A 25,254-nucleotide genomic window follows, 5' to 3' on the forward strand; every position below is an offset into this window, starting at 1 on the left:
GTGGCCCCCGCAACGACTCAGCTCCCCCGGATCGCTTCGCCGGCGATCTCGATGCGGACCTTCTTGCCGACCAGGACGCCGCCGCTCTCCAGCAGCACGTTCCACACCAGGCCGTAGTCCTCACGCTCGAACTCGGCGCTGGCGCTGAACCCGAAGATGTCCCGCCCGTACGGGTCCCGGCGGGCCCCGCCGAACTCCATGTGCAGGTTGATCGGACGGGTGACGTCCTTGATCGTCAGCATGCCGGTGACCACGAACCGCCCGGACGCGCGGGTGGCCGCCGACGGCAGGTCGGCCTGGCTGCCCCGGCGGGCGAGCGGGTTGTTGCGCAGCCGCGCCCACTGGAAGATCGGGTCGCTCTCCGCTTCCCAGGTGATCCTGGTGCTGCGGAATTCCAGGGTGCGGTACCGCGCCACGTCCAGGAAGTCGCCGCTGGACAGGTGCGTGTCCCGTTCCGGGTTGTGCGTGTTGATGCTGGAGGCCACGATGCTGGCGCTGACCTGGGACTGGAGTGGGTCCTCGGCCACCAGGATCGAGGCGGAGCCCTGGGCGAACTCGCCACGGATCGGGCTGACCATCATGTGCTGGGCAACGAATCCGATCCGCTTGTGGGCATCGTCCAGTGTGTAGACACCAGGATCCGGAATGATCAGGCCGTTCCACTCCCGGATCGGCCGGTCGACGTTCACGTAACCCTCCCCCTCGGCGTTGTCGCGACCCTGTTGACGAGGGCCGCTGCGCAGAGGACCCCCGTGAAGAGGCCCCGGACGCGGCGGTTCCCGAGCCCACCAGCTCGCAGGAACCACGGATGTGCCGCGAGTCTAGGCACTACGTTGATCAAACCGCGCCCCCGAGGAATACATTTCGTGTCCGTCGGCACAGACGACGCGTCGCCCTTGATCCCGGCTTTGGTCCGATTTGGACACGTTCCGGATCAGCGCTCAACATTGCTCTGAGCTGGCCAGCAACCAAAAGGGAGAGTCACGTTCACCGATCACCCAGGTCGCTTGCACCGGTGGTGTCGAGCTTCCGACACCCGCCGGTATCGCGACTCTGCGTAGCGAAAAACGTGACCAGCATCTCCTTCAGATTTGCATTAAACTCTCAGGGAAAGCCACCCGGAGCATCGACACGATCACCCGGCGTTTACTTGGGCTGGACCACGTTCACCATCCAGGGGATGCCGAACCGGTCGACGAGCTGACCGAACTCGTCGCCCCACATCTGCTTCTCCAAGGGGACGTTGACCGTGCCGCCCTCGGCCAGCTTGGCCCAGAAGTCGCGCAGGCCGTCCTCGCCGTCGCCGCTGATGCTGACCGTGATGGCGCCGCCCGGGCTGAACGGCATGCCAGGCGCCGTGTCGGAGGCCATCAGCGTGTAACCCTGCGGGGTCTCCAGCTGGGCGTGCATGATCTTGTCCTTGATGGACTCGTCCGGGCCGCCGAACTCGCCGAACGTCGAGATGGTCAGCTCCCCGCCGAAAACATCACGGTAGAACTCCACCGCCTCGCGCGCATTGCCGTCGAATGTCAGGTACGGGTTCAGTTTCGAAGTCATGCCCCGCAGGCTAGACCGGACCACCGACACTTTTCCGCACATCGACGCGGCTCCACCCGAGCGATACCACGCCATTTTGCGCGCCAACCGAGCAAAAGGCGTTGATCAATAGGACAGAGATGGGACGAAAAGGCGGGCGGCCCCCATCCGCCGCGTAGTGGAGAGGGCCGCCCGGGTCTGTGGAAATGCTCAGCGGTGGTCGGAACCCTCCGACTCGACCGCCGCCCGGCCCGCCTCCAGGCGCGCGATCGGCACCCGGAACGGCGAGCACGACACGTAATCCAGCCCGACCTCGTGGAAGAAGTGCACCGAGTCCGGGTCACCGCCGTGTTCGCCGCAGACGCCGAGCTTGAGGCCCGGGCGGGCGGCCCGGCCCTCCTCCGCGGCGATCCGCACGAGCCGGCCGACGCCGTCGGTGTCGATCGACTCGAACGGCGAGATGCCGAAGATGCCCAGCTCCAGGTAACGCCAGAAGAACGCACCCTCGACGTCGTCGCGGGAGAAACCCCAGCCCATCTGGGTGAGATCGTTGGTGCCGAAGGAGAAGAACTCGGCCGCCTCGGCGATCTGACCCGCCGTGAGAGCGGCCCGTGGAACCTCGATCATCGTGCCGATCAGGATCTCGACACCCGAGTCACCGACGGTCGACGCGATGATCTTCTCGGCCTCCGCGCGTACCGTCTCCAGCTCCTGGACGGCGCCGACCAGAGGGACCATGATCTCGGGTCGCGGCTTGCCGCCCTCGGCGGCGAGCGCGACCGCCGCTTCAGTGATGGCACGCACCTGCATCGCGAAGAGGCCGGGAATGACCAGGCCGAGGCGTACGCCGCGCAGACCCAGCATCGGGTTCTGCTCGTGCATCCGGCGCACCGCGGCGAGCATCTGCTCGTCGTGCTCGACCCGCTGGCCCTGCTCGTGCTGGACCGCGACCCGGACCGCGAGCTCTTCCAGCGACGGCAGGAACTCGTGCAGCGGCGGGTCGATCAGGCGGATGGTGACCGGCAGGCCGTTCATCTCCCGGAAGATGTCCAGGAAGTCAGCCCGCTGCAGCGGTTGCAACGCGGCGAGCGCGTCGTTCCGGTCCGCTTCGGTACGCGCAAGGATGAGCCGTTCGACCAGCTCACGACGATCGCCGAGGAACATGTGCTCGGTGCGGCACAGTCCGATGCCTTGAGCACCGAACCGCCGCGCCCGGGCAGCGTCCGCGCCGGTGTCCGCGTTCGTGCGCACGTAAAGACGGCGCTTGCTGTCGGCGTGCGTGATGATCCGGTGCACCGCGAAGACCAGCGGGTCGTTGGCCTGTGCCGGGTCGAGGTCGCCCTCGAAGTACTGCACCACCTCGCTCGGCCGGACCGGCACCTCACCGAGGTAGACCCGGCCGGTGGTGCCGTCGATCGAGATGACGTCGCCTTCGCTGACGGTGTGCGAGCCGATCGTGAAGGACGACGAGCCCACCTCCATCTCGTCGGCGCCGCAGACGCAGGTCTTGCCCATCCCCCGGGCCACCACGGCAGCGTGCGAGGTCTTGCCGCCACGGCTGGTCAGAATGCCCTGCGCCGCGATCATGCCGGGCAGGTCGTCGGGGTTGGTCTCGCGCCGGACCAGGATCACCGGCTTGCCGGTGGCGGCCACCTCGACGGCTCGGGCGGCGGTGAAGACCACCTCGCCGTAGGCCGCACCGGGCGAGGCTCCGACGCCGCGCGTGATGCTCTCCGGCGAGGAGGCAAGGTCGAACCGCGGGAACATCAGCTGCCCGAGCTGCGCGCCGGTGACCCGGACGAGCGCCTCGTCGAGGTCGATCACGCCCTCGTCGACGAGCTGGCTGGCGATGGTGAACGCGGCGGCAGCGGTGCGCTTGCCGACCCGGGTCTGCAGCATCCAGAGCTTGCCGCGCTCGATGGTGAACTCGATGTCGCAGAGGTCCCGGTAATGGCCCTCCAGCGTGGCCATGATCTGCATCAGCTCGTCGTAGGACTTCTTGTCGAGCCGTTCCAGGTCGCTGAGCGACAGGGTGTTGCGGATGCCGGCGACGACGTCCTCGCCCTGCGCGTTGGACAGGTAGTCGCCGTAGACGCCCTGCTCGCCGTTGGCGGGGTCACGGGTGAAGGCGACGCCGGTGCCGGAGTCGGCGCCCAGGTTGCCGAAGACCATGGCGACCACGTTGACCGCGGTGCCGAGCTCGGCCGGGATGCGCTCCTGGCGGCGGTACAGCACGGCACGGTCGGCGTTCCACGACCGGAAGACGGCCGCGATCGCCAGGTCGAGCTGCTCGCGCGGGTCCTGCGGGAAGTCGTGGCCGGTGTGCTTCGCGAACACCTTCTTGTACGCCGTGACCAGCGCCCGCAGGTCCTCGGCGTCGAGCTGGACGTCGTCAGTGACGCCCTTGGCCACCTTCGCCTCGTGCAGCGCGTCCTCGAACTCGTGGCCGGGCACCTCACAGACGGTCTTGCCGAACATCTGGATGAGCCGCCGGTACGAGTCCCAGGCGAACCTGTCGTTGCCACCGGCCTGCCGGGACAGCCCGTCGACGGACTCGTCGTTGAGGCCGACGTTGAGAACGGTCTCCATCATGCCGGGCATCGAGAACTTGGCGCCGGAGCGCACCGAGACCAGCAGCGGGTCGGCCGGGTCGCCGAGGCGCCGGCCCATGTCGCGTTCCAGGGTGGCGAGGTGCTCGTCGATCTGGGCGTCGAGCCCGTCGACGTGGGTGCCCTCGCGCAGGAACTCCTTGCACGCTTCAGTGGTGATCGTGAAACCGGGAGGAACGGGCAGGCCCAGGTTCGTCATCTCCGCGAGATTGGCGCCCTTGCCACCGAGCAGATCTTTGAGGTCCTTGTTTCCCTCATGGAAGTCGTAGACGAACTTCATGCCGCACCCACCTCCGGTTAAGAAATCGCGGCCGAAGCAACTTCCTGCCCCGCGATTCGTAAGGCTAAGCACGAGGCAAGCGAATAGTTAACAGCCCGTGGCTTTTTCCACACCGATACGAAGAACCCTGATCGGATCACGCTCTCTCCGCGCAGTTACGCGCACTGGCGGACCCGGGGTAGCGTTTCGGCAATGGGTGGACTCCGGCAGCCCGGACTCAGGAGACGCTGTGCGGAACGGCTGCGCGGGCTCCGGGTTCCGGAGCCTTTCGATCTCGATCTCTTCTGCGCCGAGGTGTCCGCGTCGCGCGGGAAACCACTCCGGCGACGACCCCTCTCCGGGCTCGGACCGGGAGCGCCCTGCGGACTCTGGCTCGGGCTGCCGTCGGCCGACCATGTCTTCTACGACCCGGAGACGTCGCCGCTGCACGCCGAGCACATCGTGCTGCACGAGATCGCCCACATGCTCTGTGATCACCAGCCGAAAGGCGATCTGTCCGCGCTGCTCTTCCCAGACCTCGACCCGGTCCTGATCGGTCACGTGCTGGGCCGCGCCGGTTACACCACGGACCAGGAGCGCGAGGCCGAGCTGCTGGCCTCGATGATCCGCAGCAACCGGTTGACTGCGAAAACGGACACCACGTTGAGCCGCATCACCGACGCACTGCTCGATCCACGCCGCCGGGTTCTCTGGGCGAACCTGCTGGCCTGCGCCCTCGCCGTCACCGTCGCGCTGCCCGCGGTCGCCGCCGGCCGGCCCGCACCGGTCGCCGCGCATCTGCTCGCCGTCGTCGCCGCACATCTGCTGCTCCGGTTCGTCTCCGAGATCACCGCGACCGGCCATGGTCATTTTCAGTCAGCGCTCACCGGCGGAGTTCTGATCCTCCTGACGATCGAGGCGTCCGGACGCGTCCTGGACCCCGCGCCGCGCATCATCGGGAACACCGCCTACTGGGTGACCTTCGAGGCGTACCTGGCCGTCCTTCTCCTTCTCGGCGCGCGCGCCTGCGTGATCATCCGCCGGGCTGCGCCCGCCGGTTTGCTGCGGCGCGGGCTTCTGACCATGGCCGCCGGCATCCTGCTCATTTTCGGGTACGCCTCAACGAAGGCGATCCTGATAGCAACAGCCCTGTGGGAAACCGCCCTGCGGGAAACCGCCCTGCGGGAAACCGCCCTGCGGGAACCGTCGCTCGCCGGGCTGCAGCATGCCGGGGCGGTGCTCTACGTGGCCGGCGGGGCGGTGCCGGCCGCCGCACGACTGGGCACCGTGCTCCGGGCGTACCGAATGCTGTTGATTCTGAGGCCTCTCTGGAGCGCGATGCGCGACGCGTTTCCGGAGGTGGTCCTGATGCGGCCGGCGCGGGCGGCGCTGGAGATGACCGGGGAGGCCGGGGTGCGGCTGCGGCTCTATCGCCGGGTGATCGAGATCCGCGACGGGCTGCTGGCGCTGCGCCCCTATCTTGTTCTTCAGGACGCCGGCGAGTGCACGGACCCAGCGGCGGCGGAGGCTCGGCGCATCGCCGGCGCGCTGCGCAGGCGTGCGGACGGCGAGCCGCCGGGCGCAGCACCCGGGCGATGGGCGCCGGTCGGACCGGAGATGGCCGACGAGATCGCGTGGCTGTCCCGGGTGAGCCGGGCCTTGCGTCACCGTTCCGGATGTTCGGACTCCCAGACCTGCCGGATCGCCTCGGTGATCGCTTCCCGGCCCTGCGGCGACACGTCGGCGGCTCGCAGCGCTATCTCGGTGACGCCGGCATCGCGCAGCGACCGCAGCAACTCGAGCTGACCGTCGACCCGGCGGGCCATCTCGTCGTCGAGGAAGTACGCCACCGGCACACCGAAGTATCGAGCCAGGGCCGTCAGATGCTGAACGGTCGGGTTGTCGCGGCGGCCGGTACGCAGCTGCCAGATGTAGGTGTGCGAGATCGCCACGCCCTGGCCGGCCCGGATCGCCTCGGCGATCACCATGTAGCTCGGCTCCGGGCGGCCGGTGGCGCGGAAGAGCCGGTCCAGCTTCCCGGCGATCGAGAAGGCCCCCTCAGTACCGGACACCCCGCACCACTCCCACCGCGGCCCGCTGCTGGACCTTCTTACTTCACCTCTAGCGACCATGAGCAGCACCAACGCGTCATGAGCAGGCGCGTAGCCGATGCACATCCCCCGATGCCGGCCGACCGTAAACTGAGGTTGATGAGAAGCCTAGGCGACTACCGAACAACGCTCAAGAAAGTTCACCGGGACGGCTGAGTCCGCATCGGACAGTCGGATGAGTCCGCAGAGGACCGACCGGCACTGCCCGGAAAATAAGGGCGCCGCTGCGAATTCCACGGGGGAAGAACTCGCAACGGCGCACCGCGAACAATAGACCAATGAGGTCACGCTGTCCATCCCCGGCGTCAGCCCACGCGTTGCACTACCGACCCCACGAGCTTCTGCCAGTCGGCCTCGAAGTTGGGTGACGCGCTGGCGTTGTCCAGCCGGTACAGGGCGTACGTGTCGACGAGCACCACGTTGCGGCTGCTCAGCACGGCCACCGCGGTGTCGGCCGTGCCCGGGTGCGCGGTTTCGTACTTCTTGTGGCGCACGATCACGAAACCGGACCAGCCGCCCTCGTCGAGATCACGGACCTCGGTCGTCTCGGCGTACGCCGGCTCGTTGCGGTCGGACGTGACGGTCGCCGGTACGTCGGCCGACGGCGGGCACTGGTCGGCCACCGTGCGCAGCAGCGCCAGCCCGGCGGTGGCCGAGGCGGCGTCCGGGTAGACGAGCGCGGTCTGGTGCAGCGTCTGGGCGCCGGTCTGCCCCTCGTCGGCGAGCGACGACGACACCAGCTGGGCGCCGGGCGGCACCTCGGGCGGCGCGCCGCCGCCTCCGCAGAAGCTGACGAGCTGGGTGGGTGCGGCGCTCTCCTCCGGGGCGGCCCAGGTCGGGCCGACCTCGGAGGCCTGAAGGAACGCGCCACGCATGGTGGTCACGCTGACCAGACCGCCGTCGGGCCCCGGGTCCGGCTCGTCCGACGAGCTGCAGCCGGCCACCACGGCCAGGGCGCAGGTAGCGGCAAGAACAACGCGCAGAGTCGCGAACATCGGGCCATCTTGGCAGACGACCCCGACCTGCGAAAAAGCATCGACAACGGGTGAAGGGGCGACCACGACCAGCCACCGGCGATCTCATTGGGCGGGCGCACCCGTCGCGCGTGATGGCGATCACGGTTAGCGTGGCCATAGGCGGCGTCACCGGTGACCCGCCGCCCCGGGAGGCCCACCATGGGTATCGATGCGCTCGCGACCCGTCTGCGGGCCGCGATCAGTGCGGACCAGGTGCTCACCGACCGCCAGCAGCTGCGCACCTACGAGTGCGACGGGCTCGCCCACTACAAGGTCATCCCGGCGATCGTGGTCCTCGCCCGCTCCGAGTCCGATGTCGTCGCGGCGGTCAAGGCCTGCGCGGAGGCTCAGGTGCCGTTCGTGGCGCGCGGGTCCGGGACCGGGCTCAGCGGCGGCGCTCTCCCGCACGCCGACGGGGTGCTGATCGTGACGTCGCAGCTGCGCGAGATCGTCGCGATGCGGCCGGAGGACGAACGGGCCGTGGTCCAGCCAGGGGTGATCAACCTACAGGTCACCAAGGCCGCGACGCCGCACGGCTACTACTACGCGCCGGACCCGTCCAGCCAGCAGATCTGCTCGATCGGCGGCAACGTGGCGGAGAACTCCGGCGGCGCGCACTGCCTCAAGTACGGCTTCACCACGAACCACGTGACGGGGCTGCGGGTGGTCACCCCGGACGGCGCCGTGGTCCAGCTGGGCGGCGCGGCGCCGGACACCCCCGGGTACGACCTGCTCGGCGCGTTCGTCGGCTCGGAAGGCACGCTCGGGGTCGCCACCGAGGTCACCGTGAAGCTGACCCGGCTGCCGGAGACGGTACGCACCCTGCTCGCCGCCTTCGCCTCCACCGACCAGGCCGGCGCAGCCACCTCGGCGATCATCGCGGCCGGGGTGGTGCCGGCGGCGATCGAGATGATGGACGCGCTCTCCATCGAGGCCGCCGAGTCCGCGGTGCACTGCGGTTACCCGGCGGGCGCGGGCGCCGTGCTCGTCGTCGAGCTGGACGGACCGGCCGCCGAGGTGGAGGCCCAGTTCGCCGCGGTGACCCGGCACTGCGAAGAGGCGTCAGCCTTCGAGATCCGGGTGGCCGCCGACGACACCGAACGGCAGCTCATCTGGCGCGGGCGCAAATCGGCGTTCGCCGCGGTCGGCCGGATCAGCCCGGACTACATCGTGCAGGACGGTGTGATCCCGCGGACCGCGCTGCCCGAGGTGCTGCGCCGCATCAACGAGGTCGCCGACGAGCACGGCGTGCGGGTGGCGAACGTCTTCCACGCCGGCGACGGCAACCTGCACCCGCTCGTGCTCTTCGACGACGGCGTACCCGGTGAGGCGGAACGCGCCGAGGCCGTCTCCGGCGCGATCCTCGACCTCTGCATCGAGCACGGCGGGTCGATCACCGGCGAGCACGGCGTCGGTGTGGACAAGGCGCGGTACATGCCCCGCATGTTCAGCGACGTCGACCTGGAGACGATGCAGCTGGTCAGGTGCGCGTTCGACCCGGACAACCTGGCGAACCCCGGCAAGGTCTTCCCCACGCCACGCCTCTGCGGCGAGCGTCCGGGGCGTCGCCAGGGCGCCTTCGCCTACGACGGCGCGGAGGTCTTCTGACATGTCCGCTCTGGACGATCTCGCTGTCAAAGCGGGTGACGATGACGTGGTCGGCTCGGTGCCGGCCCGCCTGGTCGCGGCACCGGCCAGTGCCGAGGAGGCGGCGGCGCTGATCGCCGCCTCCTCGGGCCTCACCGTGGTGATTCGCGGCGGCGGCACCAAACTTCAGCAGGGCCCGCCACCCCGCGACCTCGACCTGATCATCGACACCCGCCGGCTGACCGGTGTGGTCGAGCACGCGGCCGGTGACCTGATCACGGTGGTCCGGGCCGGCACGCCGATGGCCGACCTGCACGCGCTGCCCGGTCAGCAGCTCGCCCTGGACGCTCCCCCGGCCGCGACCGCGGGCGGCACCGTCGCGGCGAACGCCAGCGGTCCCCGCCGGCTGCGTTACGGAACGGCCCGCGATCTGCTGATCGGCATCACCGTTGTCCGGCCGGACGGCAAGATCACGCACGCGGGCGGCAAGGTCGTGAAGAACGTCGCCGGTTACGACCTGGGCAAGCTCTACACCGGTTCCTTCGGAACCTTGGGCTTGATCACCGAGTGCGTCTTCCGGCTGCATCCGGCGCCGGCCGCGATTGCTTTCGTACGCGCGAAAGCCCCCGCGATCCACGCCGCCCGAGTCCTCGCCGCCCAGGTCGCACCCAGCGCCGTGGAGGTGCACGCCGCACCCGGCGCCGACCCGGAGATCGCGGTGCTCCTCGAAGGAACAGCAACCGGGGTACGGGAACGGGCCGCCGTGGTCGCCCGGCTGCTCGGCAGCTCTGGTCCCGGCAGCTCGGGTCTCAGCAACGCCGGGGTGGACGTGTCGGACGAGCCGCCGCCCTGGTGGGGTGTGACGCCGCCGGGTGACGTGACGGTGAAGCTCACCGGGTTGCTGTCGCAGGTTCCGGCGATGGTGGCCACGGCGGTCGGGGCGGGCGCGGAGGTGACCGGGTCGGCCGGAGCCGGGGTGCTCTACGCGGGTTTCTCCACCGACGGGATCGAGCCGCACGGGCGGGTCGAGCTCATCCGGGCGGCCGCGATCCGGGCCGGCGGCCATGCCGTGATCCAGTCGGCGCCGGAGGGCGTGCGGGACACCCTCGACATGTGGGGCCCGGTGCCGGGGCTGGCCCTGATGCGGCGGGTGAAGGACCAGTTCGACCCGGAGCGTCGGTTCGCACCGGGCCGTTTCGTGGGCGGGATCTGACGGGTTCTCTGGAGGCTTCTGATGGCCGATGTGGATGCCACGCATGGCACCGGCACTCCCCCGGTGGACGCGCTGCGTGCCGCCGAGAGCGCCGGCACACCCGCGGGCCCGCCTGCCTTTGATGACCCGCCTGCCTTTGGTGGCCCGCCTGCCTTTGATGATCAGAATCGGCCCAGTGCGGATCTCGTCTCGGACTGTGTGCACTGCGGGTTCTGCCTGACCACCTGCCCGACGTACACGCTCTGGGGCGAGGAGATGGACTCACCCCGTGGCCGGATCCACCTGATCGGGCAGGGGCTGTCCGGCGAACCGCTCAGCGACTCGATGGTCGGCCACTTCGACAACTGTCTGGGCTGCATGGCGTGCGTGACCGCGTGCCCGTCCGGCGTGCAGTACGACCGGCTGATCGAGGACACCCGCGCTCAGGTCGAGCGGCGCCACGAACGGACCGGCCGGGATCGTGCTCTGCGGGCGGCGATCTTCGCGCTGTTCCCCTATCCACGGCGGCTTCGCTTGCTGCGGGGGCCGCTTTGGGCGTACCAAAGGTCTGGTTTGCAGCGGCTTGTGGGCCGCGCCGGCGTCCTGGAGCGAGTGGCACCCAGGCTCGCGACCTTGGAGAGTCTGGCGCCGCAATTGAGGCGCGCCCGTTCCCAGGGAGCTGGGCCGAAGCCGCCGCGCCGCGTCGCCGCGCGCGGCGACCGGCGGGCGATCGTGGGGATGCTGACCGGGTGCGTGCAATCCGCGTTCTTTCCCGAGGTCAATGCGGCGACGGTACGCGTTCTCGCGGCTGAAGGGTGCGAGGTTCTGATCCCTTCCGGACAGGGGTGTTGTGGAGCGCTGAGTGTGCACAACGGGCGGCGTGCGGAGGCGCAGCGATTCGCCCGGAAGCTGATCGCGACGTTCGAGCGGACCGGAATGGATTACTTCGTCGTGAACGCGGCGGGGTGCGGATCGTCGCTGAAGGAGTACGGCGAGCTGCTCGCCGACGATCCGTCCTATGCGTCGCGGGCGGCGGCGTTCGCCGCGAAGGTCCGGGATCTGGCCGAGCTGCTGGTGGAGCTGGGTCCGGTGGCCGAGCGGCATCCGTTGCAGGTCACGGCGGCTTATCACGACGCGTGCCATCTCGGGCACGCGCAAGGGGTGCGGGCGCAGCCGCGGGCGCTGCTGCGCGGAATTCCGGGTCTCGAGGTGCGGGAGATCGCCGATCCGGAGATCTGTTGCGGGTCGGCCGGGGTGTGGAACGTGCTGAACCCGGTTCCAGCGGCTGAGCTCGGTGACCGGAAAGCATCAGCCGTGGCAGCGACCGGGGCGGCACTGCTGGTGACCGCGAATCCGGGGTGCCTCATGCAGGTGGCGGCGGCGTTGCGGCGCCGGGGCGGGTCGATCGCGCTGGCGCACACGGTGCAGGTTCTGGACGCGTCGATCCGGGGTTTGCCGGTTTCCGCTCTCCTCTGAAATTTCTGCTTCGCCCCTTCCGGTCCATTGATGTGGGTTAATGGGAGCGCTCCCAAAAGTTTGGAATGGAGATCCCCATGCGCCCACGGTTAGTGGCATTCCTCGCCGCCGGCCTCGTCACCGTCTCGCTCGCCACCGTCCCGCTCGCGTCCCGGGCCGAGGCCGCCGTCGGATGTTCCGTCTCGTACGCCGTGTCCAGCCAGTGGCCTGGCGGATTCGGCGCCAACGTCACCGTCACCAATCTCGGCGACCCGGTTACGTCGTGGTCGCTGACCTGGTCGTTCGCGGCCGGGCAGACGATCACCCAGCTGTGGAGCGGCGTGGTCACGCAGGCCGGGTCCGCGGTGACCGTCCGCAACGCCGCCTGGAACGGGACCGTCGCCACCGGCGGGACCGCGTCGTTCGGCTTCAACGGCTCGTGGACGGGGTCGAACCCGGCGCCGAGCGGGTTCAGTTTGAACGGGGTGGTGTGCACGGGAGGGGTCACGCCTTCCGGTTCGCCCTCGGTTTCGCCGTCCGTGTCGCCCTCGGTTTCGCCCTCTGTCTCCCCCTCAGTTTCGCCTTCTGTTTCGCCTTCGGTGTCACCTTCTGTTTCACCGTCGTCGCCGCCTGCCGGGGGGCCGGTGAAGATCATGGCGCTCGGCGACTCGATCACCGGGTCGCCGGGATGCTGGCGGGCGCTGCTCTGGCAGAAGCTGCCGGCTGCCGCTGTCGACTTCGTCGGGACGCTGCCGGGGCAGGGATGCGGCTTCGCCTACGACGGCGAGAACGAAGGGCACGGTGGTTACCTGGCCACCAACGTCGCTAACCAGAACCTGCTACCCGGCTGGCTCTCGGCCACCGATCCGGACGTCGTGCTGATGCACTTCGGCACGAACGACGCCTGGAGCAACCTGTCGACGACCACGATCCTGGACGCGTACACGAAAATGGTCGGGCAGATGCGGGCGTCCAACCCGAACATGACGATCCTGGTCGCTCAGATCATCCCGCTGAACCCGCCCACCTGCACTGACTGCGGGCAGCGGGTGGTCGCCCTGAACGCGGCGATCCCGGCCTGGGCGTCGTCGCTGAGCACGGCCGCGTCGCCGATCAGCGTGGTCGACCAGTGGACCGGCTTCACCACGGCGACCGACACGTACGACGGCGTACACCCGAACGACGCCGGCAACGCGAAGATCGCCGACAAGTGGTACCCGGCTCTGGCAGCGGTCCTCTAGAACTCCCAGCCAGGTCGCCGCAGCCAGGTCGCCGCAGCCAGGTCGCCGTAGGCCAGCTCGCCGTAGGCCAACGGATCTTGAGCGATTTTCACCGCCCCGAGGTGCGTCAAGATTCGTTGGCTGGCGCGGGATCAGACCGCCATTTCGCCCGTTCAGACTGTGACAACGGCCTGTTCACCGGCTTACTCTGAGAGCCATGGCCGAGCCGAAGACCGTTCGTACCGAACAAGGCGTCGACGAGTTCCTGGCCGCCGTCGCTGATCCGAAACGTCGCGCCGACGCCGTGGCCGCGCTGGCTCTGATCCGGGACGCCACCGGGGCCGAGCCCACCATGTGGGGTACGGCGATCGTCGGGTTCGGCACCTATCACTACCGATATGCGACGGGCACCGAGGGAGACTGGCCGGCCGTCGGCATGTCGCCCCGGAAACAGGCGCTCACGCTGTATGTCTCGGCGGGCTTCGACGCGTACCCTGGCCTGCTTGAACGTCTCGGCCCGCACCGCACCGGGAAGTCCTGTCTGTACCTGAAACGCCTCGCCGATGTGGATCAAGAGGTGCTGCGCGAGCTGGTGAAGGCCGGTTACGAGCACCTGAACGGTCAAACGGTGATCTCCGAGAGGGTGTAGCTGTCCGAACCGGACGGCATAATCATCCGGTGGACAATTGGGAATACGCGCGGCTCGAATACCGCGCCGCGGGCACGCTGGGATCCGACCGGTTCATGGACTGGACGGCGACGTTCCACCATCCCGGTGGCCTTCTGCGCTGGGGCACCGACGAACGTTTCGACGACATCCGGCACCTCAACCGGGCGGGCCTGGCCGGTTGGCAGGCCTACGACCGCGCGGTCATCCATGTGAAGGACGAGCCGCACCGGCTGAGCAGCGTGACGTACTCGATGCGCCGCCCGCTACCGGTCGACCCGCCTTCCGTCCCCGGGGTTTCGTGAGGATGTGGGCCTGACCGTGCTGGGGTTGACCGTGCCGGGTTATGACGGGCCGGGGTTATGACGGGTGCTGTCATGCTGGTGTTAGGTGGTTTGGCTTAGGGTTTCTTTGTGGCCAAGGAGACCGGGACCAAGCTGATCGCCTCCAACAAGAAGGCGCGTCACGACTACGCGATTCTCAAGACTTATGAGGCGGGCCTGGTGCTGGCCGGGACCGAGGTGAAATCGCTGCGCCTGGGCCGCGTGTCACTCGTGGACACGTTCGCCCAGGAGCACGACGGCGAGCTCATGCTCTACGGCCTGCACATCGCGGAATACGGCTTCGGCAGCTGGACCAACCATGCCCCGCGCCGGACCCGCAAGCTGCTGCTGCACAAGGACGAGATCATCAAGATCTTGAACAAGCTCAACGAGGGGTCCGGCCTCACCCTGGTGCCGTTGTCGCTCTACTTCAAGGACGGCTGGGCCAAGGTCGAGCTGGGGCTGGCACGAGGCCTCAAGTCCTACGACAAGCGGCAGGTCATGGCCGAGCGCGACGCCAAGAAAGAGATCGCCAAGGAGTTCGGCCGCCGCTTGAAGGGCCGGTCGGCGACGGGAGGTGGGCGCCGCTGACACCTCCCACGGCTGGAAACCCGGACAAGGCCCGGACATGGCTAGGATCTACTGGTGGAAGATCCAAAAGTAGAGTTCGGGCTGGACACCTTCGGCGACGTCACGGTCGGCGACGACGGCAAGGCCATCCCTTACGCGCAAGTCATCCGGAACGTGGTCGAACAGGCGGTCCTCGCTGACCGGGTCGGCGTCGACGCGTTCGGTGTCGGTGAACACCACCGTGACGACTACGCGGTCTCCGCACCGGAGATCGTGCTGGCGGCCATCGCCGCCAAGACCGAGCGAATCAAGCTGGGCACGGCGGTCACGGTTCTGAGCTCCGACGATCCGGTACGGGTGTTCGAGCGCTTCGCCACCCTGGACGCCATCTCGGGCGGCCGCTCCGAGATCATCCTGGGCCGGGGCTCGTTCACCGAGTCGTTCCCGCTGTTCGGGTACGACCTGTCGGACTACGAGCAGCTCTTCTCGGAGAAGCTGGACCTGATCTCGCACCTGCTCACCGAGGAGCCGGTGACCTGGTCCGGCTCGGTGCGGCCGCCGCTGAAGGACCAGCAGGTCTACCCGAAGACCGAGTCGGGCCGGATCCACGCCTCGATCGGCGTGGGTGGCAGTCCCGAGTCGGTGGTGCGAGCCGCACAGTACGGCCTGCCGCTGGTGCTGGCGATCATCGGTGGCGAGCCGGCCCGGTTCGCGCCGTACGTCGACCTGTACCACCGCGCGCTGAAGGAACTCGCAGAACTGGAGCCGAACCAGCCAGAGCCGGGCCAGCCAGAGCCGGGCCAGCCAGAGCCGGGCCAGCCAGAGCCGGGCCAGCCAGAGCCGGGCCAGCCAGAGCCGGGCCAGCCAGAGCCGGGCCAGTTGGAGCCGGACCAGCCAGTGGTCACACCCCATGTTGCGGCGCACTGTCCCGGTTTCGTCGCGGAGACCGACGAGGAGGCGATCGAGGTTCTCTGGCCGCACGCCCGGCGGATGCTGGACCGGCTCGGGCGCGAGCGGGGCTGGCCGCGGACGACGAAGGACCGCTTCGTCGCGGACATCACCCAGGGCGCCTGGCACGTCGGGTCCCCGGAGACGGTCGCTCAGAAGATCGCGGCGACGGTGAGTGCGCTGGGGATCCAGCGGTTCGACCTGAAGTACTCGCACGGCACGCTTCCGCACGACCGGCTGATGAAGTGCGTGGAGCTGTACGGCACGCAGGTCATCCCGCGTGTCCGGGAGCTGCTGGCCTGAAGGCGGTGCGGTACACCGGCGGCGAGCCGGTCCCGTCCTGGCCTGATGCCGGTCCCGTCCTGGCCCAAACCGGTCCCGTCCTGGCCCAAACCGGTCCCGTCCTGGCCCAAACCGGTTCCGTCCTGGCCTAAAGTCGGTTCCATGACCGAACGTCTGGATTGGGCCGACCCGACGGTACGCGAGTGGGACTGCACGGTCGTGTGGTCGGATCCGGCCGATCCGGAGGCGGGCATCGTCCTGGATCGGTCGGCGTTCTATCCGGGCGGCGGCGGGCAGCCACCGGACCACGGGGTGCTGCTCTGGCAGGGCGTGCAGACCCGGATCGTCGATGTTCGGCGATCCGGCAGCCAGCGCGGGCAGGGTGACGACCTGTTCCTGCTACCGGCGCCGGGTGATCCGGTGCCGGCGGTGGGGACGACCGTGCGGGGTGCGCTGGACGACGAGCGGCGGAGCAGCCTCATGCGGACGCACTCGGGGCTGCACATTCTCTGCGGGACCGTGTTCCGGGACTTCGGCGCTCTGGTCACCGGGGGCAACATGCAGCCCGGCGAGGCGCGGATGGACTTCAACCTGCCCGAGGTTCCCGCCGGGTTCAAGCAGGCTCTTGAGGACGCCGTGAACGCGGAGATCAGCGCGGACCGGAAAATCGTGGCGCGGGTGCTGCCCCGCGAGGAGGCTCTCGCCATTCCGACGCTGGTGCGCACTCAGGACGCGCTGCCGCCGCTGGAGAACCCGGAGATCCGGGTGATCGACATCGTCGGACTGGACGTGCAGGCCGACGGCGGCACCCACGTGGCGTCCACCGCGCAGGTCGGCCGGGTCCAGGTCGTCAAGGTGGAGAGCAAAGGCCGCCAGAACCGTCGCGTCCGCATCAAGATCATCAGCTGAACTCGCTCCGGGGAATCCCCGGCACGGCGAAAGGCCGGCGAGTCGCCTGACGGCGGCCTGCCGGCCTCTCTGCTTCCAAATCTGGCCTGCTTCAGCCACAGGCCTGCTCCAGCCACTGGCCTGGTTCAGCTAATGGCCCACTTGCCTACTTGATGCCGGCCTTGTTGCAGGCGGCCTTGAACTTCGCGGTACAGAGCACCTTCGCGGTGACGTAGCCGCCGTCCACGACCGTCTTGACGTTGGCCTTGGTGATGGCTTCCGGCTCCAGCTTCACGAACGGCACGTAGGCGCCCGACTCCGGGTCCTTCAGCTTGTCGTCGACCGGCGACTTGACGTTCTTGTACAGGTTGATCGCCAGCTTCGCGGCGGCGTCCGCCTCGAGCTTCACGTTCTTGTACACGGTCATGCACTGGTCGCCGATGAGGATGTTCTGGAGACCCTGCACGGTCGCGTCCTGGCCGGTGACCGGGACGACGCCGTTCATGTTCTTCTCCCGGAGCACCTCGATGGCCGCGTTGCCGAGGCCGTCGTTGGCGGCGAGGACGCCGCCGATCTTCGGGTACTGCTTCAGCATCTGAGCGAAGATCTCGCGACCCTCGTCGTTGTCCCAGTCCTGCACGAACTGGTCCGGGCCCTTCATGAACGTGGCGTTGTCGAAGTGGGTCTGCAGGACCCGGTCGTAACCGTTCTTGAACAGCGTCGCGTTGTTGTCCGTCGGCGAGCCGTTGAGCTCGGCGACGATCGGGTTGTCGACCTTCTTGGCGGTCAGGCAGTTGACCAGTTCCTGTGCCTGGAGCTCGCCGACCCGCTCGTTGTCGAAGCTGACGTAGTAGTCGGCGCCGCCGTTGAGGGTGAGACGGTCGTAATCGATGACGGGGACGCTGCGCGAGTGGGCGTCGTCGATCACGGCCTTGCCGCTCACCGAGTCCAGGTTCGCGATGATCAGGACCTTCGCGCCTTCGTCCAGCATCTTGTCGGCAAGGCGCTTGAACTGCTCCTTGTCGCCTTCGGCGTTCTCGATCGTGTAGGGCACCTTGCCGGCCTCGAATGCGGCCTTCAGGTACTTCGGGTCGTCCGTTCCCCAGCGCTGCGAACTCTTGGTGTCGGGCAGGATCACACCGATGCCGCCCGAACCGGACGAGTCGCCACCGTTGCTGGTCGTTGCCGAGCCACTGTCGCTGTTGTCACCGGGATCGGTGCCGTCGTCACAAGCCGTGAGTGTGACCGTGGTCAACAGGCCTGCGGCGACCAGGGCGAGCAGAGACTTGCGCATGGCGATATATGTCCTCTCAGGGGGACCCGAGCTGCGGTGGGGCGCTGAACGGCCCGCCTAGTATCGGCCAGCGCGCCGGGGGAGCAACATCGGGAGGGGGCCAGAGGAACAAGATTATTCATTTCCTAGGGGTTACTGCCAAACAATCACTAGGAGTAACCGCTCCATGATCCTCTGTTCCCAGCGTCAGGGGTTCAGATCCCCCATACGTCAGGCTTTTTCGGCTCCTGCTGTCAATCCTTCGGTGAGCAGCCGCTCAGCCGCGAAGAATATGATCACAATCGGCAGCGTCAGCACAACGGAACCAGCCATCAGGACGGTCTTGCTGACCTCGATGCCACCGGAGAGCTGCGCCAGGCCGAGCGAGACGGTCCAGTCGGCGCGATCCTCCACCAGGAAGAGCAGGGCGAACAGGAATTCGTTCCACGCGATCATGAAGACGTACAGGGCGTTCGCCATCACGGCCGGAGCTGCCAGCGGAAGAACAATCTTGACCAGCGTCTGAAGCCGGCCGTACCCGTCGACGGCAGCCGCCTCCTCCAGGCTCTCCGGGATCGTGCTGAGGTAATTGCGCAGCATGTAGATCGAGACCGGGACCGTCTGCGCGATGTACACGAACGTCAGCCCGGCCAGCGAGCCGCGCAGCCCGAGCCGGGTGAAGAGCACGAACAGCGGGATCGCGAGCAGGATCGACGGGAACAGGTAGACCGACAGGAACAGGAAGTGCACCTGACGGCGACCGGTGAACCGCAGGCGGCTGACCGCGTACGCGCCGGGGATCGACACCAGCAGTGTCAGGGCGGTGGCGGCCACCGAGACGATCGCCGAGTTCGTCAGCAGACGCAGGAAGCCCTGCCCGCCGTCGGCCACCGAGGCCAGCACTTCCTGGTACGTGCTGACGGTCCACTCGGAGGGCGACACCCAGAACTGTCCCGGGTTCTGGAGGAGTTGCTCGATCGGGCGTACCGAGAGCAGCAGCATGTAGAGGAACGGGAACAGCGTGGTGACCAGCAGCACGGTGATCACCAGCGGGCGCAGGACGTTGAGCACCCGGGTCTCGGTCTGGGCCCGATCTCCTCCGGTCCACCTCATGGGGCTACTCCTCCCCCTCGACGCGGGGTGCCAGGAAGCGCAGATAGATCGCCAGCAGCACGATCAGGCCGGCGGCGAGAACCAGGGCCTGCGCGGCTGCGGCGCCGATGTCGAAGCGGGCGGTGAGGAACTCGAAGACGCGTACGCTCACCACCTCGGTGCCGGCGCCGCCGCCGGTCAGCAGGTACACGTCGTCGAACTTGTTGAACGTCATGATGAAGCGCAGCACGCAGAGCAGCGCGATCACGGCGGAGAGCTGCGGCAGCAGGATGTGCCGGAAGACCTGGGTGGGCGCGGCGCCGTCGACCCGGGCCGCCTCTTCCAGTTCCTGCGGCACCGCCTGGAGGCGGGCGAGCAGGAACAGGAACGCGAACGGGAAGTACCGCCACGACTCGAACGCGATCACGGTGAGCAGCGCCAGCGGGATGTCGACGTGCCAGCCCAGGACGTTCAGGGCGTACTCACGCTGGCTGAGGAACGCGATCGGCCGGTCCCAGCCGAGGAACCTCATCCCCCAGTCGTTCAAGAGGCCGAACTGGGGACTGAGCAGCACGGTCCAGACGAATGTCACGGCCACCACGGGAGCTACGTACGGAAGAAGGACCGAGGCCCTGACCAGGGTCCGGCCCCGCTTTCTTGAATCACGCAGAGCCAGGGCCGCGATCAGGCCGACAGCTATGGATCCGAGAGTCGAGCCGACCGTGTAGATCACTGTCGTCCAGAGTGACGACCAGAAGCCGGGCGAGGTCAGGACCACCTCGATGTTGGCGAGGCTGTAGTCGCCGAAGACACCGGCCCGGCGCAGGTTGATCAGCCGGATCCGCTGGAAGGCCAGCATGACGGTCCAGAGGATCGGCAGGACTACGACGACCAGGACCACGACCAGGGTCGGGGACAGGTAGGCGAGGCCGGCACGGTTCTCCCGCTGCCGGAGTGTCAGTGGCTTCTTCACCCGTTGCCCGCAGACCTACTCGAGGGACTTCTGGATCGTCTTGACGTCCTCCGCCGCTCGTTGCGCCGCCCCGGCCGCGTCCAGCTCGCCGGTCGTCAGGCTGTTGATCGCCTTCGGTACCGGCAACTCGCCGAGGGTCGCGCCGACCAGGGCGCCCTGCTTCTGCGGGAAGCCCCAGCGCTGGAACGTGTCCGGGCTCCTCTGCAGCGCGGTGAGGAAATCCTCCGGGTAGATCTCGGCGAGGGGCTTCTTGGCGTCCACCCCGGCCGGCAGGGTGTTCCAGGCCTTGACGAATTTTGTGGCGTCGTCGGCCGTACCCTTGCGCACTGGAATTTTGCCCTCGGGAGCGATGCCGAGCCAGTCGGTGTAGCCCTCGTTCATCATGTAGCTGACGAAGCGCTTGGCCGCGTCGGTGTTCTCGGCGCCCCCTTCGTTCCGGGTGATGGCCCAGCTGGTGATCTCGCCGAACTGGGCCGGCTGCCCCTGAGGGCCGCTCACGGCGGTGACCACACCGGTGTTCTTGGCCAGCCAGGCCGGGTCGTTCTTGCACTCGGCGCACGTGGGCACGGCGTCGTTACGCAGGCCGGCCAGTTCGTCGAGCAGGAACGACGACCAGACGACCATGGCCGCCTTGCCGGCGAAATACGTCGCGCGGGTGGTGTCCACGTCCTGCGCGCCCGGCACCGACCAGTTCTTCACCAGGTCGGCGTAGAGCTGGAACGTCTCCACGCACTGCGGTGAGTCGAGCAGCACGGCCTTCGCGTCGTCGACGAGCTGGCAGTTGTTGCCGAGCGCGAGGTTCTCGAAGGTCTGCTGGGTGAACGCGTCGTTCCCGACGGTCGCAACGGTGATGCCGGCGACCTGGTTCGCGTTGAGCTTCTCGGCGGCGGCGCGGATCGCGGCATAGGTGTCCGGTGCGGGCAGGCCGGCCGCTTCGAACAGGTCCTTGCGGTAGAAGAGAAGTTGCGCCCAGCCGTCGGAGGGCACCGCCCACTGCCCTTGGCCGTCCGGACTGCCGTCCTGGCTGGTCAGTGCTAGTGCCGGTGCCGCGAACGTGCCGGTGCCCAGCTGGTCCACGACTGATTTGGCGGCCTCGGTGTCGAGCAGCTCGTTGGTGGCCATCTGCGCCACGGCGGCGAGCGGGAGCGCACCCACCACATCCGGCAGTGTCCCGGCTGCGGCGGCCGAGGTGATCAGGCTGCTGAACTGGTTCTCGTCGGTGGCCACGATCTTCACCGGGATGCCGGTGGACTTGGTGAACTCGTCGGCGATCTTCTGGGTGGCCTGGACCCGGTCGGTCAGGTTCTCCAGGCTCCAGACGGTGAGCGTCCCTCCGGAGTCGCCCTCGTCGCTGCCACAGGCTCCCAGAGCACCTGTCAGGAGAAGCGCGGCGGCCGCTCGTGCCAAAACGGTCAGTCGATAGGAACGCATGATGTCCACCCCGTTACGCATCGATAACGAAGAACATTTCGACGGTAAGCCAGAGCCGGTGATGGCGCGACCCGAGCGGTCACCACAATGGGGTGTCATGAGCCTGCGGATCCGAGTCGCGACCGAAGACGACCTGCCTGCGCTGCGGGAGGTGATGGCGGCGTCGATCGCCGAGCTGCAGCGGGGGTTTCTCGACGACGACCAGATCGCCGCGAGCCACTCGATCATGGGGCTGGACACGCAGCTCGTCATCGACGGGACGTACTTCGTGGTCGAAGAGATTGTTGAAGAGTCTGTGGCGAAGGAGGGCGTGACCGTCTGCGGGTGTGGTGGGTGGAGCCGGCGGGCGACGCTCTATGGCGGCGACCACAGCGCCGGGCGGGATGCCGCACTGCTGGAGCCGGGACGGGACCCGGCGAGGGTACGGGCCATGTTCACGCATCCGCGGCACGCGCGGCGAGGGGTCGGCCGGATGATCCTGGCCGAGTGCGAGAGAGCGGCCGCCGCGGACGGGTTCACCACCCTTGAGCTGATGGGAACCCTGTCCGGGCAGCCGCTCTACACGGCCAACGGGTACGTGGTCGTTGAGGAACTCAGTGACGCTCGTTCGGGCGTACCCGTGCCTCTGGTTCGTATGCGTAAGGAAATCGCCTAGGACGAGCAGCGGCGGGGTTCCCTACCAGCTGACGGCGATGTACTTCGATTCGAGGTACTCGAGGAGGCCCTCGTGGCCGCCCTCGCGGCCGATGCCGCTCTGCTTGACGCCGCCGAACGGGGCGGCCGGGTCGCTGACCAGGCCGCGGTTCACGCCGACCATGCCGGCCTCGATCGCCTCGCTCACCCGCAGGCCGCGGGACAGGTCGCCGGTGTAGACGTAGGCCACGAGGCCGTACTCCGTGTCGTTGGCGAGCGCGACGGCCTCGTCCTCGCTGCTGAACGTCACGATCGGCGCGACCGGGCCGAAGATCTCCTCGCGGAGGATCGCCGCGTCCGGGCGGACGCCGGTCAGCACGGTCGGCGGGTAGTAGTAGCCGGGACCGCCCGGACGGCTGCCGCCGGTGATCGCCTCGGCGCCGGCGTCGAGCGCGGAGCGGACCAGACTGTCCACCTTCGCCACGGTGTCCTCGTTGACCAGCGGGCCCACCTGTGTCTTCTCGTCCGTGCCCGGACCCACGACGAGCGCGGACATGCGCTGCGCGAGCCTGCTGGAGAAGTCGTCGGCGACCGGCGCCTCGACGAAGAACCGGTTCGCCGCGGTGCACGCCTCGCCGCCGTTGCGCATCTTCGCGATCATCGCGCCGTCGACCGCGGCGTCCAGGTCGGCGTCCGCGAAGACCAGGAACGGCGCGTTGCCGCCCAGCTCCATCGACGTGTTCACCACGTTCTCAGCGGCCTGGGCGAGCAGGATCCGGCCCACCTCGGTGGAGCCGGTGAACGACAGCTTGCGCACCCGCGGGTCGTGCAGCATCGCCGACACGACCTTGCCGGAGCTGCGGGACGGCAGCACGTTCACCACACCCTCGGGTACGCCCGCCTCGGCCAGGATCGCGGCCATCGCGAGCGCGGTCAGCGGGGTGTCACTGGCCGGCTTCAGGATCACCGTGCAGCCGGCCGCGAGCGCGGGCCCGATCTTGCGGGTGGCCATGGCGGCCGGGAAGTTCCACGGCGTGACGAGCACACACACGCCGACCGGCTGGCGCACCACGAGAAGCTTGTTGGCGCCGGACGGAGCGGTCGCGATCGAACCCTCGCCGCGGACCGCCTCCTCCGCGAACCAGCGGAAGAACTCGGCCGCGTAGGTGACCTCGCCCTTCGCGTCCACGAGGGCCTTGCCGTTCTCGAGGCTGATCAGTTTTGCCAGGTCGGCGGCGCGTTCGGTCATCAGCTCGAACGCTTTGCGCAGCACCTCCCCGCGTACCCTCGGAGGTGTCTTGGCCCAAGCGGGACCCGCGGCAGCAGCCGCGTCCACCGCGGCGATCGCGTCCGCCTCACTGCCGTCCGCGACCGAGGCGATGGTGTCGCCGGTCGCCGGGTCGAGGACGTCGAAGCGGCTCCCCGAGGAGGCCGGCACCCATTTGCCGCCGATGAAGAGTTCGGTTTCCACTGCGCTCCCACTCCTTCGCTTCGGCTTTGCTCAGCTTGCTCAACTCAGCCCTAGCTTGCTCTCGATCGCTGCGCCTTGCCACGCTTCCCCGGACACTTGGTGTGTGGCGGGTGTGTGGTGGAGAGACGGTGTCGTCTACCAGGTTTATCCAAGATCATTCTCAGATGCCAACGGGGATGGGATCGGCGACCTCGCGGGCCTGACGGCCCGCCTCGGCCACATCGCGGGTCTGGGGTGCGACGCGCTCTGGCTCACACCGTTCCAGACCTCACCCCAGAGAGATCATGGGTACGACGTGAGCGACTACCGTGGCGTCGACCCGATCTTCGGGGATCTCGCTGATTTCGACGCCCTGCTCGCGCGGGCGCACGAACTCGGACTGCGTGTGATCATCGACATCGTCCCTAATCACTGCTCATCGGACCATCCGATCTTCCAGAAGGCGCTGGCGGGAGACGAGTCCGCGCGGGAACGCTTCCACTTCAGCGCGACGCCCAACAACTGGCCGAGCGTGTTCGGCGGCTCGGCCTGGGAGCCGGTCGGGGACGGTACGTGGTACCTGCATCTGTACGCCCCGTCGCAGCCGGACTGGAACTGGCGTGATCCACGGACCGCGCCGTTCTTCGACGAGGTGATCCGGTTCTGGTTCGATCGGGGCGTCGACGGGCTGCGGGTGGATGTGGCGCACGGGCTTTACAAGGCACCCGGGCTGCCGTCGCTCCCGGACGGGGTGACGCCTGAGCCGGGGCGGCTGCGGGGCAACCCGCTCGTGTGCGACCAGCCGGAGACACCCGGGGTCTTCCGCCGCTGGCGGGAGATCGCCGACGGGTACGACCCGCCGCGCGTCCTGATCGGCGAGGTCAACCTGGAACCGGGCCGGGCGGCTCGGTTCGTGGGCCCGGATCGGCTGCATCAGGCGTTCGCGTTCGGATTCCTGGTGGCGCCGTGGAGTGCGGGTGCGTGGCGGGCGGCCGGCGAGCAGGTGCTGCGGCATCCGCCGGTCACGTGGGTCGTGGAGAACCATGACGTGGTGCGTACGCCTACGCGGTATGGCAGTGAGGCGCGGGCACGGGCCGCTCTGCTCGTGGTCCTCGGGTTGCCCGGGGCGGCGTATGTGTATCAGGGGCAGGAGTATGGGTTGCCCGAGGTTGACGTGCCCGAGGAGGCGCGGCAGGACCCGGCTTGGGAGAGGTCCGGGATGTCGCGGGACGGGTGCCGGGTGCCGTTGCCGTGGAGCGGTGGTTTTTCTGCGGGCCCTGGATGTGAGTCGGCTGAATCTGGACCTCCTTGGCTACCTGTTCCGGAAGGCTGGGACCGCTATCTGGAGTCGCCGACGCTGCCGTTGTGCCGGGATGCGATCGCGCTGCGGCGGTTGCTGCAGGCCGAGGGCGTTCTCTCGGCGGACGATCCAGTGGTGTGGTCTGTCGACGGTGACGATCGGTTGACCGCGCGACGACCGGGGTTCGCCCTGGTGGTGGCGATGGGTGCTGGGCCGGTGGCGGTGCCGGACGGTGAGGTGTTGATCAGCAGTGGGCCGCTTGCTCCGGACGGGCGGTTGCCAGCGGACACAGCGGCTTGGGTTCGTGAGGACGTGCGATGAGACAGGGCTGCTCTCTGCCGTGCCTGTTCTTTGATCCGCGTTCGTCGCCCTGCGTTCGTGGCCCCCGCGTTCGTCGCCCTGCGCTTCGCCTCTAGTCCGGTCGATTTTTCTGGGTTGT

21 protein-coding genes and 1 pseudogene are annotated in these 25,254 nt (G+C 68.3%); 12 read left to right on the forward strand and 10 right to left on the reverse strand.

From position 1 onward, the window contains the following. Window positions 1–17: 17 nt before the first annotated feature. The 3 genes from ACQP2E_RS23295 to ppdK form a co-directional block, all read right to left on the reverse strand. Window positions 18–689 carry a YceI family protein gene (locus ACQP2E_RS23295; protein ID WP_433825061.1) on the reverse strand — a complete coding sequence of 224 codons (672 nt, stop codon included), beginning with the start codon at window positions 687–689 and terminating at the stop codon, window positions 18–20. A gap of 457 nt (window positions 690–1,146) precedes the next feature. Continuing rightward, window positions 1,147–1,557, reverse strand: a complete 411-nt coding sequence (locus ACQP2E_RS23300) for a VOC family protein (protein ID WP_433825062.1) — start codon at window positions 1,555–1,557, stop codon at window positions 1,147–1,149. A gap of 189 nt (window positions 1,558–1,746) precedes the next feature. Continuing rightward, on the reverse strand, window positions 1,747–4,425 hold the full coding sequence (gene ppdK, locus ACQP2E_RS23305; RefSeq protein ID WP_433825063.1) for a pyruvate, phosphate dikinase: 2,679 nt from the start codon (window positions 4,423–4,425) through the stop codon (window positions 1,747–1,749). A gap of 600 nt (window positions 4,426–5,025) precedes the next feature. Between ppdK and ACQP2E_RS23310 the strand changes: the two are divergent. Then, window positions 5,026–6,012: pseudogene (locus ACQP2E_RS23310) on the forward strand (MAB_1171c family putative transporter); the annotation flags it as partial. A 56-nt stretch (window positions 6,013–6,068) separates the two neighbouring features. Here the strand turns inward: ACQP2E_RS23310 and ACQP2E_RS23315 are convergent. Both ACQP2E_RS23315 and ACQP2E_RS23320 read right to left on the reverse strand, forming a co-directional pair. After that, window positions 6,069–6,476 carry a helix-turn-helix domain-containing protein gene (locus ACQP2E_RS23315; protein ID WP_433825064.1) on the reverse strand — a complete coding sequence of 136 codons (408 nt, stop codon included), beginning with the start codon at window positions 6,474–6,476 and terminating at the stop codon, window positions 6,069–6,071. A gap of 344 nt (window positions 6,477–6,820) precedes the next feature. Beyond that, window positions 6,821–7,510, reverse strand: a complete 690-nt coding sequence (locus ACQP2E_RS23320) for a hypothetical protein (RefSeq protein ID WP_433825065.1) — start codon at window positions 7,508–7,510, stop codon at window positions 6,821–6,823. A 180-nt stretch (window positions 7,511–7,690) separates the two neighbouring features. On the opposite strand from ACQP2E_RS23320, the gene ACQP2E_RS23325 reads away from it, so the two are divergent. The 9 genes from ACQP2E_RS23325 (at window position 7,691) to ACQP2E_RS23365 (ending at window position 16,684) form a co-directional block, all read left to right on the forward strand. After that, on the forward strand, window positions 7,691–9,139 hold the full coding sequence (locus tag ACQP2E_RS23325) for an FAD-linked oxidase C-terminal domain-containing protein (protein WP_433825066.1): 1,449 nt from the start codon (window positions 7,691–7,693) through the stop codon (window positions 9,137–9,139). Between the two features lies 1 nt (window position 9,140). After that, complete coding sequence (locus ACQP2E_RS23330; RefSeq protein WP_433825067.1) at window positions 9,141–10,331, forward strand: FAD-binding oxidoreductase; 1,191 nt, start codon at window positions 9,141–9,143, stop codon at window positions 10,329–10,331. 21 nt (window positions 10,332–10,352) lie between these two features. Further along, on the forward strand, window positions 10,353–11,786 hold the full coding sequence (locus ACQP2E_RS23335; protein WP_433825068.1) for a (Fe-S)-binding protein: 1,434 nt from the start codon (window positions 10,353–10,355) through the stop codon (window positions 11,784–11,786). Window positions 11,787–11,863: 77 nt separating this feature from the next. Further along, complete coding sequence (locus ACQP2E_RS23340; protein ID WP_433825069.1) at window positions 11,864–13,006, forward strand: cellulose binding domain-containing protein; 1,143 nt, start codon at window positions 11,864–11,866, stop codon at window positions 13,004–13,006. A 196-nt stretch (window positions 13,007–13,202) separates the two neighbouring features. Next, window positions 13,203–13,634, forward strand: coding sequence for a DUF1801 domain-containing protein (locus tag ACQP2E_RS23345; RefSeq protein ID WP_433825070.1), 432 nt, complete (start codon window positions 13,203–13,205; stop codon window positions 13,632–13,634). A 29-nt stretch (window positions 13,635–13,663) separates the two neighbouring features. Then, a complete protein-coding gene (locus ACQP2E_RS23350; protein ID WP_111652975.1) occupies window positions 13,664–13,957 on the forward strand; it encodes a hypothetical protein in 294 nt (97 codons plus the stop codon). Between the two features lie 108 nt (window positions 13,958–14,065). Then, the gene (smpB, locus tag ACQP2E_RS23355; RefSeq protein WP_433825071.1) at window positions 14,066–14,566 is read left to right on the forward strand and encodes an SsrA-binding protein SmpB; all 501 of its coding nucleotides are present in this window, start codon (window positions 14,066–14,068) and stop codon (window positions 14,564–14,566) included. A 54-nt stretch (window positions 14,567–14,620) separates the two neighbouring features. After that, on the forward strand, window positions 14,621–15,796 hold the full coding sequence (locus ACQP2E_RS23360) for an LLM class flavin-dependent oxidoreductase (RefSeq protein ID WP_433825072.1): 1,176 nt from the start codon (window positions 14,621–14,623) through the stop codon (window positions 15,794–15,796). Window positions 15,797–15,937: 141 nt separating this feature from the next. Beyond that, window positions 15,938–16,684: an alanyl-tRNA editing protein gene (locus ACQP2E_RS23365; protein ID WP_433825073.1), complete on the forward strand. Its 747-nt coding sequence runs from the start codon at window positions 15,938–15,940 to the stop codon at window positions 16,682–16,684. 145 nt (window positions 16,685–16,829) lie between these two features. Here ACQP2E_RS23365 and ACQP2E_RS23370 read toward each other — a convergent pair whose 3' ends face one another. The 4 genes from ACQP2E_RS23370 to ACQP2E_RS23385 all read right to left on the reverse strand — a co-directional run bounded on the left by ACQP2E_RS23370 (window position 16,830) and on the right by ACQP2E_RS23385 (window position 21,432). Then, a complete protein-coding gene (locus ACQP2E_RS23370; RefSeq protein WP_433825074.1) occupies window positions 16,830–17,957 on the reverse strand; it encodes a sugar ABC transporter substrate-binding protein in 1,128 nt (375 codons plus the stop codon). A 210-nt stretch (window positions 17,958–18,167) separates the two neighbouring features. Continuing rightward, window positions 18,168–19,049, reverse strand: a complete 882-nt coding sequence (locus ACQP2E_RS23375; protein WP_433825075.1) for a carbohydrate ABC transporter permease — start codon at window positions 19,047–19,049, stop codon at window positions 18,168–18,170. A gap of 4 nt (window positions 19,050–19,053) precedes the next feature. Beyond that, a complete protein-coding gene (locus ACQP2E_RS23380; protein ID WP_433825076.1) occupies window positions 19,054–20,001 on the reverse strand; it encodes a carbohydrate ABC transporter permease in 948 nt (315 codons plus the stop codon). A gap of 15 nt (window positions 20,002–20,016) precedes the next feature. After that, the gene (locus ACQP2E_RS23385; protein ID WP_433825077.1) at window positions 20,017–21,432 is read right to left on the reverse strand and encodes an ABC transporter substrate-binding protein; all 1,416 of its coding nucleotides are present in this window, start codon (window positions 21,430–21,432) and stop codon (window positions 20,017–20,019) included. Window positions 21,433–21,529: 97 nt separating this feature from the next. On the opposite strand from ACQP2E_RS23385, the gene ACQP2E_RS23390 reads away from it, so the two are divergent. Beyond that, a complete protein-coding gene (locus tag ACQP2E_RS23390; protein WP_433825078.1) occupies window positions 21,530–22,087 on the forward strand; it encodes a GNAT family N-acetyltransferase in 558 nt (185 codons plus the stop codon). 21 nt (window positions 22,088–22,108) lie between these two features. On the opposite strand, the gene ACQP2E_RS23395 is transcribed toward ACQP2E_RS23390, so the two are convergent. Beyond that, on the reverse strand, window positions 22,109–23,536 hold the full coding sequence (locus ACQP2E_RS23395) for an NAD-dependent succinate-semialdehyde dehydrogenase (protein ID WP_433825079.1): 1,428 nt from the start codon (window positions 23,534–23,536) through the stop codon (window positions 22,109–22,111). A gap of 103 nt (window positions 23,537–23,639) precedes the next feature. Between ACQP2E_RS23395 and ACQP2E_RS23400 the strand changes: the two genes are divergently transcribed. Continuing rightward, window positions 23,640–25,136: an alpha-amylase family glycosyl hydrolase gene (locus ACQP2E_RS23400; RefSeq protein ID WP_433825080.1), complete on the forward strand. Its 1,497-nt coding sequence runs from the start codon at window positions 23,640–23,642 to the stop codon at window positions 25,134–25,136. Window positions 25,137–25,254: the final 118 nt, after the last annotated feature.

This window comes from Actinoplanes sp. CA-015351 (assembly GCF_050955685.1).
In the GTDB taxonomy this organism is placed as follows: Bacteria; Actinomycetota; Actinomycetes; order Mycobacteriales; family Micromonosporaceae; genus Actinoplanes.